The organism is Puniceicoccus vermicola, assembly GCF_014230055.1.
GTDB lineage: Bacteria > Verrucomicrobiota > Verrucomicrobiia > Opitutales > Puniceicoccaceae > Puniceicoccus > Puniceicoccus vermicola.
The window spans coordinates 23,348-32,808 of the sequence record NZ_JACHVA010000107.1; the positions used below are offsets into that span (position 1 = coordinate 23,348).

Here is a 9,461-nt window from a genome sequence, read left to right on the forward strand (position 1 = left end):
CGCCAACTTTAATAGAGATTAATAACAGTAGTAATGAGGTATTCACCTTTTTTGATAAGAGAGAAACATATGAAAAAACGTATTGGAATGTATAGAATAGTGGCCTTTATCTGTTTGGCACTGATGGTTTCCACTGCTTCCGGCCGAGGGCGTAACAAGCAACTTTATGCGGTTCCTGCTCAAGGCAAGATAACCATTGATGGCAAGCTTGATGACTGGGACCTTTCCGGTCAGATTCTCTCTTACGTCGTGCCGGAAACGCAGGACATGCAGTCGGCCCGTACGGCTATGATGTACGACGACGAAGCACTCTACATCAGCGGCATTGTACGCGATACAAGCCCCATGATGAACCGTCATGACCCCAATACGAATCCAGAGAAAGCCTGGGACGCCGACGTATGTCAGCTCTTTTTCAGTCTCGATCCGGATGAAGATCTCCCCCTGAAATATAGCCAGTTCAAGAGACAGCATGACCAGTCCCCGGTCGGTTCCTTGATGATGTGGTATTTCACGGATCGCAAGGAAGCTTGCCTTGCCATGTTCCAGGGCATGAAGTTTAACAAGCCTCTTCGACCTGACCTGCGGGAAAACGGCGTCATACCCCATGAGTATTACAGTGGGGCCTACAGGGAGCAGGAAGATGGCGGCGGCTATACATTCGAGTATCGTATTCCCTGGGAAACGTTCAATTTGAAGCGTGTTCCCAAGGCCGATGATATTCTCGCCATGAGCATGGCCGTCTTCTGGAGCCGTCCGGATGGGCTCAAGACGGCTGGGGGGGCCGCTTGGGCATATGACGTAATGAGTGGCCCGGGATTTTCTTTCCAGAGCAGTGCTGTCTGGGGCAAGCTGGTCTTCTGGCCGGAAAACAATATCGACGAGAGTATGATAACCGCCGGTATGCCTCCGGAGAAACCTCTCCCTTTGAAATTCAGTTATGATGTGCCGGAGGACAGTGAGATTTCGGTGCAGCTCTATAGCGAAGAGGGCGAGATTGTCCGCATGCTGGTGCCGCAGCAATATCGTCGGGCTGGAAAAAATACCGAGATGTGGGACGGTCTTGATGATCAGGGACTTCCGCTCCCCGCTGGCAAGTATATATGGAAAGGTATCTATCACGAACCGATAAAAGCCGAGTGGCGTCTGTCGGTAAATAACAGCGGTACTCCTCCATACCCCACGGATGATAACAAAGGGGGCTGGGGTGGTGACCATGGCCGACCGAGTACGGTCTGTTCAACTCCTGACGGAATGCTTCTGGCCTGGAGTGCATGCGAATATGGCTGGGGCATTATCCGCGTTGATCTTGACGGCAAGAAGATGTGGGGCTCCAAGCACAGCGCGACTTACGTTTCTGCAGATGACAAGCACATCTTTCTGGCCGGGGGGCATGGATTTAACAGCGATCCGAGCGTGCAGATTCTGGATCTCAAGGATTCACGACCCATGAGTCTGGAGAATGGCAAGCCCACCTTTATTGCACCAGAAGGGGGCACTGATGAGACGAATGAAGTCACCGGTCTTGATTGCGCCAACGGCAAGCTCTATGTTTCTTATGCTCAACGAAATCTTATCGGTGTCTTTGACATCAGGGATGGCAGTATCAGTAAAACCCTGGCAGTTCCTTCCCCGGAGCGCTTGGCCGTAGCCAAAGATGGTACGGTGCTGGTCATCAGCGAAGGCAAGATCGTCGCCATAAAAGAAGGGAAGTCTGTTGACTTGATTACAACGAATCTTGATTCGCCCAGCGGTGTTGATGTTGCGGAAGACGGTACCATCTATGTCGCGAACAGAGGTGAACTGCAGAATATCAGCGTCTTTGATCCTTCCGGTAAGTATCTGAAGAGCATCGGCAAGGATGGCGGTCGCCCTGCCAAGGGTCGCTACGATCGTTCCGGTATGTATATGTCTGGTGGTATGGAGCTCGACAGCGAGGGACGCTTGTGGGTTGCCGAAACGACCGATGGCCCCAAGCGGATAAGTGTATGGGATACCGAGAGCGGTGAAAATGTAGACGAGTTCTTTGGTGCCTCTGCTTACTTTGGTTATGGTTACATCGATCCAGACCAGCCAGACATGATGTTTGCTCACTATGTCCTCTGGAAGCTCGATTGGGAGAATCTCAAAGGCTATCCCTACACCACGATCTGGCGCAAGACAGAGCCTACCATGATGGTGCCACCCGGACCCTCCGGGTATTCCAGTGTCACCAGATTTATTACTGCTGAGAATGGCCGTCAATACGCCTGGGGCACAAACCGTCCGTTTTCCGTTTTGAGCTACCGCGATGGGGATCTATTCAAACCCTGCGCCGCTTTCTTTTCTATTAAACGCGAGAAAGGGCAGGAGGAATATCAGGGGACTGAGATTCCCTTTATTGATAGTGATGCGGAAACCTATCCCAACGGTTCTTATTTCTGGCAGGATAAGAATAATGATCAATGCCTACAACCTGACGAAGTGTTGCCATTTCCCGGTAAGTTCAATCACACAAAGTTTGCCTGGTTGCAGAAGGATCTCGGTCTCTGGTTGGGCAATAATACCTTTGTTATGCCCACGGAAATCACCGAGACGGGTCAGCCTGTCTATGACGTGCTAAAGGCTCAGGAGACTGTTTTCTCTGGCAACGTGCAAGGTGGCAATGTGCGCCATGGTTACTTTGCCCGCGATGAGGAAGGCAACCTTTACTCCTTCAACCGTGGTATGCTGGGCAAGTGGAATCCTGACGGTAAGAGAGAATGGTATTATGACGATATTGTTAATTGGCATAAGGCATTGAATATGCCGATTACCGGCCCTGGCCGTTTGTGGGGTATGTCCGGTATTATGGGCGGAGTGAGCGATAGGTATTTTGGTACCATGACCTATTTCGGCCCCAACCATATCTTCCGGGATGATGGCATGTATGTCGCCGCTGTTCTAAAGGATGGACGGGTCGGAGGACGCGCCGACAAGAAGGGAACTCAGGAAGGTCAGCCAGAGGGGCAAAATGGTCAGTTCGTTATGCTCAATATTGATGGCGAAGATCGATTTTTCATCATTCATGGTGGACAGGACAGCCGTGTCTGGGAGGTCTTGAATCTCGATACAGTAAAGGATCTAGAAGGGGGTATCTACCATCATAGCAATGAACAGGTCGAACTGGCTGCAGCAGCGATGGAAGAATATAATGCCTTCATCGCCGATACCAAACGCCTGATCATTGTGCGTGGTAAGAGTGCTTTGGAAACATCACAACCTGTGGGCCGTTCGGTGGACAGCAATCGTGGCTTCAAAGCTCGTGTGGCGTATGATGCGGAAAATATGTACTTCAAGTTTGACGTGGATACTCCCTTTGAGCTGACCAACGCCGAGCCGGAGAGTAAGCTTATCTTCCGGGGAGGGAATATCATTGATATCCAGCTCGCTACTGATCTCAAGGCGGATCCCGCGCGCAAGACGCCCGCTCCGGGCGATATCCGTATTCTGATTACCCGTAAGAATGGCAAGCCGTTCGCCATGCTTTATGAAACCAAGGTCAAGGATTTCGAGGGTGAGCCGATTGTTTTCGAATCGCCGACCGGCAGCGAGACCTTCGACCGGATAGAAGTTTTTGAAGATTTTGAACTTACTTATCACAAGACCTTAGGTGGTTTTGAGGCTTTGGTTACCATTCCCCTTGAGGCCTTGGGTATTACCGAGCTCAAGCCGGGCGAGAAGATCAAGATGGATCTTGGTTATATCTTTGGTAACAACCAGGGGACCCGAACTGCGGCCCGTTCTCATGCCCGGAACAATAGCTTTACCGCTAATGTAACCAACGACATTCCCCATGAGAGTCGTTTGGAGCCTGCCGAGTGGGGTGAAGCAACGGTGGAATAACTTCTATTGTAAGTATGGTTTTAAAGCAAACCGTTCAAAGACTTCCTAATGAGAGAGAAAACGCCCCAGCGGACTTTTCGCTGGAGCGCACCCCTTTTTACGGATTGGAGCGCCCAGTACATTAACCTTTTCCTTCCTGAAACCAGGGTAGGGACGGCGCTGCTTCTGCATATTGATGGCGAACTTCACGATTTTCAATATACAGGAGTCGAAAGTTCGCGTGGCGCGCAGATCGTATTGAAACTGGGTTTCGAGGCCGGGGAGGAAAAGAAACTGGTTTTTTCGGATGCCGAACACTACGCGGGGTCGTTGGAAAAGCGGGAGTTGGAATTCGAAACCAATACGCCAATCGGTCACGGTGCGGCTTGTTTGGAAGTGGGGGCAAATTTTCCCTTTCTACGCTTTGGAAATCAAAGGATGGAGGGAGAAATTTGGGGAATTTCGGCACCCTTACGCAGTTCCTTGGTTTGCGAGGGAGAGGGCCCGCTTTTTACCGACTATCATCTTGAGTACACGGACGAGCGAGACGGAGTGTATCGATTAACTTTTCGGTGCTTTAAGCATGAGGATAGGATCGAAGTAACGGAAACCTTTTCACTCGAAATGGGGACGGAAATTCGATGGCGCCTCAATCCTGAAAAGGGTTGGACGCGAATCTTGAGCTGGGATGACTTTCACGCAGAGAAAGAGCCGACGATCGAACCCATCGAAGCTGAGCAACTGGACGGACTCTTGTGTCGGTTGCAAATGCCGGTGCTGACAGAATATTTTATCCCGAATAACCGGGGCTGGTTTGCGTTTTTTGACGACCGGCAGCCATCGGAAGGGATGTTGGGGATTCTGGGACTGGAGGGAGCTTCGTGGGAGGAAGCGCCGGACGGAATGCCGGAGATTTATGCGGCCGAGGGGAAGGTGGAATGGCGAGCCTCTCTGGTGTCTGGACGGCGGAAGTGGTTGTTGGTGAAGGCCCCGCTGGAAGTCGAGAGTTCACCCGAACGGAGGTTTCTCTTTCATCGATTGCATGCCGAATGGAACGCTCTGCGATTGGATCAGGCCTTGGAGGATTCCCGTACTTTGGAGGCAGGGAAGGGAAGCGAGCGCCGACGGAGTTTTTTTCCGGAAGGCGAGGGTCTGCATCCCTTCGTGACCAAGCAAATCGACGCACATCCCACCCTGCAAAATTATCGCGACACCGTCCTCGCCAAGCCGCTGGCGGATTGTTCAATCGCGGAGACGCTTTTTGTCGCCATGATTCGGACCCAGCCGAAAGTGACGGAGGAGCTCAAAACAAAACTATTTGCGAGATTCGAGAGGTGGGTGAGACAATTTCAGGGCTGGCGACAGGGGGAGTTTGACTACAGTAAGTGCGTCATTGGCTTCAGCCGGATGGTTCGCGGTATCCTCATTGCATTTGATTGGCTACAATCAGTGGACGCCTTGAGCCGGGAGGAGAGAATACGATTTGAACATTACTTTGTCTTCGCGGCTCGACGGATTCTGGACGAGGGCCGTTGGCCGCATTCGCGGACCTGGAAGCATCCGAATCATCCGGAGTCCGTTCGAGATTTCTATACCTACGGTGGGGAGCATCGTCCCGATCGATTGGTCTGGACGAATTCGTTGCCGAATTTTCAATCGGACCCGATGTGTGCCTTGATTCATCTGGCCGTTGTGCTGCCGGAGCATCCCGAGGCGGCGGAGTGGCTGCGGGTGGGGCGTGAGGATATCGAGAGGCAGCTCGATGCGTATTGCGGTAAAAGTGGCGCATGGGCGGAGTCGATCAACTACGCGCTTTATACCTTATCGTATTTTGTCATCACTTTCCACGTGTTGAAGAAACAATATGGCATCAACTACTTTCAAGACGCTCGTGTCCGAGGGATGGTGAGTTGGTTGTGCCGCTTCTTTGGCCCTTACGATAAACGTTTTGAAACCTATACGTGGCCGGCGGTGGGTAATTCGATCCTACCGCAAATTCAAGCCCAGTATCTGCTGGCTTACGCGTCCGGGCTAGATGCGGACGATGCGTTGAGGAGAGAGATCTTTGGGATTTATAAGCGGGTTGAGCAGAAGATTCTACTCAAAGAGCACTATGGAACGGTATTGGCAGTGCTAGCCCCGCAAATGCCGGATGAGGTGCCTCCATTGACACAGCTAACGAGTGAAACCATGGATGAGGTTGGTGTATCGATGCGTCACCAACATACCTTCCCGAAGGAGAGCTATTTGTTCCAGAAGATCGGATTCGCCAAAGATCATTACGAAGGGGATGAGACGGCCTTCAACTGGTATGCGAAAGGAGATCCATTTTGCATGGATTATGGCACATACACACCTGAAGCAACAACCGGGGGTGCCCATAATCTGGTGGAAATTGCCGAAATGGATGCACCTTGCCGGGGCTATTTGGCTGATCATTTATTCACTCTCAATGTGGATTATACGCGGTGTGAGGTTCCGGTGACGCAAAAGCTTCTCTGGGGGCATCCGCGATCATTTGAAGAAATTGATCAAATTGACGGGGTGATTGATCGGAAGAAGACCCCCTATTTTTACATAGGCGATAGGAATCCAGTCGGTCCGAAAATTTGGAAAGTTCGACAAATGCTTTACGTCAAGCCGGACTATCTGGTGCTATTCGATCGAGTCATCGGGAAAGCCTCCCATCGTTGGAATCTCCACTTTACGGGAGGTCCAGTCCACCGGCAGGGAAACCAGCTTTGGGCGGACGGACGTTTTACTTTGGATTTGATGGTAACCTTTTCACACCCACTGGATTTTCAACTGGAGACGGGAGAGATGATTCCGAACGCTCAGAAGGAAGAGGATCGCCCCAAGCACGCTCAGCATTTTTGCAGGGTGACCAACAAAACAGACGGTTGCTACCGCGCCCTCGTTTTTGCCAAAGAAAAAGATCGGGAAGTGACGGTGACGTCTGCCGGAAAGAATGGTTTCAAGGTCGAGGCGTCGACCTACACGGATTACGTATTTCTTTCCGATGAATTTATCCGTGAGCATTCCGCGGAATTCGAATTCTCGGGGCGGGCCGGGTGGATTCGGCGTCATGCCGATGGCTCTATTGAGGCCGTGATGGCTGATGGCGACTTGATCGGCGCTTTTGGTAAATGTCTAACCGGTTCAGGGCCATGGCATCTCAATCGTGGAAATCAATGCCCAACCGGGGAAGGGAGCCCGCCGGGGAGGGAAGTAGTAGTGAAGTCGCGCAATTAATAGCGATATTTGCAACCCGGATAGCCGTTGATTCTCAAAAGCCCTCACTTTTGAAGAGTCTTTCGTAGGCCAGTCAAATGCCCTTCTGTCTTTGGCCTGACCCCCAAAAACTGTAAGCGTCCGACATTCATCCCCCTCCACGAGTATTGATGGTGACGACTTCTAAACCAATATGGTCACCATTGCTACATGCAGATGGTGACGACATCTATATCATTGCTGCCAGTTATGAGGCAGGAGTTTGATTTGCTCTTTCTTTTCGGGCGTCTTGGGAGCCTTGGTGAGGACATCGGGCAGCCATGCATGGGGATCGACCCCGTGGATCTCGCAGGTCAGGAGCATGGAGTAGATGACGGCGGTTCGCTCTCCGGCGTCGGGAGAGCCGATAAAGAGCCAGTTTTTCTTTCCGATGGCCGAGGGACGGATTTTGTTTTCGACGAGGTTGTTGTCGATCTCGGCTTCGCCGTGATGGAGGTAGCGGCACAGGCATTTCCAGCGCGCCAGAGCGTAAGAGCAGGCCTTTCCGAGGTTGGACTGGGACAGGCAACGATTTTGGGAGATGGTGATCGCGATTTTGAGCCACTTGAGGATGCGCGCCTGGTCCACTTTCCGCTGCCGGGCTCTCTCGACCGGAGAGAGTCCCTGCTTGCGGTATCGTTCTTCAAAGTCGTAGAGCCTGCCGATGAGGCCGAGGATCAGGCTGGCTTCCCTCGGATGGTCGGACCGGGCGTTGAAAAAGCCCCGGCGGGCATGGGCCCAGCAACCCAGATGGATGATGGCTTCAGCGTTCTTGACCAGAGCGTTGTAGGCCTCGTAGCCGTCGGTCTGCAAAAGGCCCGTAAATCCTTCGAGCAAACGGGTTGCTTCAACGTGCCGACGGGACAGCCGCCAGTCGAAGACCACGCCGAGGCCGGGACTGTGGACGACCCACAGGAAGCCTTGGGAGGTTTTGCCTTTTTTGTTGTCGGGATCCTGGAACCGGACGGGAGTCTCGTCGGCTTGGACGTAGCCGCTTTCGAGCAGCTCCTGTCGCATGTGGTTGTAGAGGGGCTTGAGCCAGAAGGCTACCGTTTGCACCCAGTCGGCCATGCTCTGGCGGGAGATCTTCGCACCCCAGCGCTCGAACATCTTTTGCTGCCGGTAAAGGGGAAGATGGTCGATATACTTGCCCAGCACCACCCAGCCGACCAGCCCCGCGGAGGCGTAACTGCCTTGGACGGGCCTTTCGAGGGCCGGAACCACTACCGGAGGGAGGCTTCGCTCGATGCGGTGGCGGAACTTCAGCCTGCGGATGAGGCGCTTGAAGATCTTCGGCGGGGTGATATCGATCTCGAAGGTTTCTTCGGCCCCTATTTGCTCGTAGAGGTCCGGGTCGGCTTTCACCTCCTCGGGGACGATCTCCACGGTCTCGGCAACCGGCACCTTCTCGAAGCGCTCGATGGCACCCTTGGAACGTTGCCGGGCTTTCGAGCGGATATAAGAGACCTCCTGTCGTTCCATTTGCTTTTGCCGGGTCTCCATCTCCTCCAGGGCGAGCAACGCCTGGTCCCGGTCGATTCTTTCGCTTTTGCCTCCCCCGAAGAGCTGACGCTTGAACCAGGCGATCTGCTGCTTGAGCAGGTCGTTCTCCCGTCGAAGCTCGTCGTAGGTAGGCGGCATTGAGTATCCATACAGTGGATACTTAGATCGGACGGTCAATCCCTTTTTCGCTCATACCAGGCTTTTTCGCATCCTTTTTGCAGATCGATTCCGTTCAAGAGCATGGTCACCGCTTCCGGCTTGAGGCTGAGCTTCTTGCCGTCACTGCCCAAAGGCCAACTGAATCGGCCCTTCTCCAGGCGCTTGGCAAAAACCCAGGCCCCGGTCCCATCCCAATAAAGAGCCTTCAGCCGGTTGCGCGCCTTGTTCGTGAACAGGTAAAGCTTCCCCTCCATGGGATCTTCGAAAAGATGCTGCTCGACCACTGCCCACAGTCCATTGAAGCTTTTGCGCATATCGGTCGGCTCTACCGCCAGCACCACCCGCAGCGAATGAGGTAACGAGAGCACCGCTCACCCCCGGATTCGTTCGATTAACCTCCACAGAGCGTCCTCGTCGCCGGTTCGCACCACGAGCCCTCCACCAAGATCGAGCTCGAAACCGCTCTCCGATGCCGATCCGAAGGGAACGACCATCTCCACAAAGTCGCTCCGGTGCGAAGGTCCATTGCGGTCCCTGCTTTTGCGTCTCTGACCCAGCCAGGAAACGAAGGTGTGGTAGTTCACCCCTTCGCGCCGACAAAACTCCTTCTGCGTCAGTCCGCAGCCCTCGTAGGCCTCCAGCAAACGCTCACGTTCGCCATCGGACAGAACCTTACGGCCCCGTGA

Annotated in this window: 5 protein-coding genes; 2 read left to right on the forward strand and 3 right to left on the reverse strand. The window is 53.2% G+C overall.

Annotated elements, in window-relative coordinates; all coding sequences use genetic code 11:
• The first annotated feature begins 69 nt into the window (after positions 1 to 69).
• Both H5P30_RS14300 and H5P30_RS14305 read left to right on the forward strand, forming a co-directional pair.
• A complete protein-coding gene (locus H5P30_RS14300; protein WP_185693613.1) occupies positions 70 to 3,864 on the forward strand; it encodes a sugar-binding protein in 3,795 nt (1,264 codons plus the stop codon).
• A gap of 48 nt (positions 3,865 to 3,912) precedes the next feature.
• Positions 3,913 to 7,095 carry a hypothetical protein gene (locus H5P30_RS14305; RefSeq protein WP_185693614.1) on the forward strand — a complete coding sequence of 1,061 codons (3,183 nt, stop codon included), beginning with the start codon at positions 3,913 to 3,915 and terminating at the stop codon, positions 7,093 to 7,095.
• A 213-nt stretch (positions 7,096 to 7,308) separates the two neighbouring features.
• Here H5P30_RS14305 and tnpC read toward each other — a convergent pair whose 3' ends face one another.
• The 3 genes from tnpC to tnpA all read right to left on the reverse strand — a co-directional run.
• Positions 7,309 to 8,754, reverse strand: a complete 1,446-nt coding sequence (tnpC, locus tag H5P30_RS14310; protein WP_185691970.1) for an IS66 family transposase — start codon at positions 8,752 to 8,754, stop codon at positions 7,309 to 7,311.
• 35 nt (positions 8,755 to 8,789) lie between these two features.
• On the reverse strand, positions 8,790 to 9,143 hold the full coding sequence (gene tnpB, locus H5P30_RS14315; RefSeq protein WP_185691969.1) for an IS66 family insertion sequence element accessory protein TnpB: 354 nt from the start codon (positions 9,141 to 9,143) through the stop codon (positions 8,790 to 8,792).
• Between the two features lie 3 nt (positions 9,144 to 9,146).
• Positions 9,147 to 9,461 (reverse strand): IS66 family insertion sequence element accessory protein TnpA (gene tnpA / locus H5P30_RS14320; protein ID WP_185692416.1); only part of this gene is annotated, 315 nt, incomplete at its 5' end.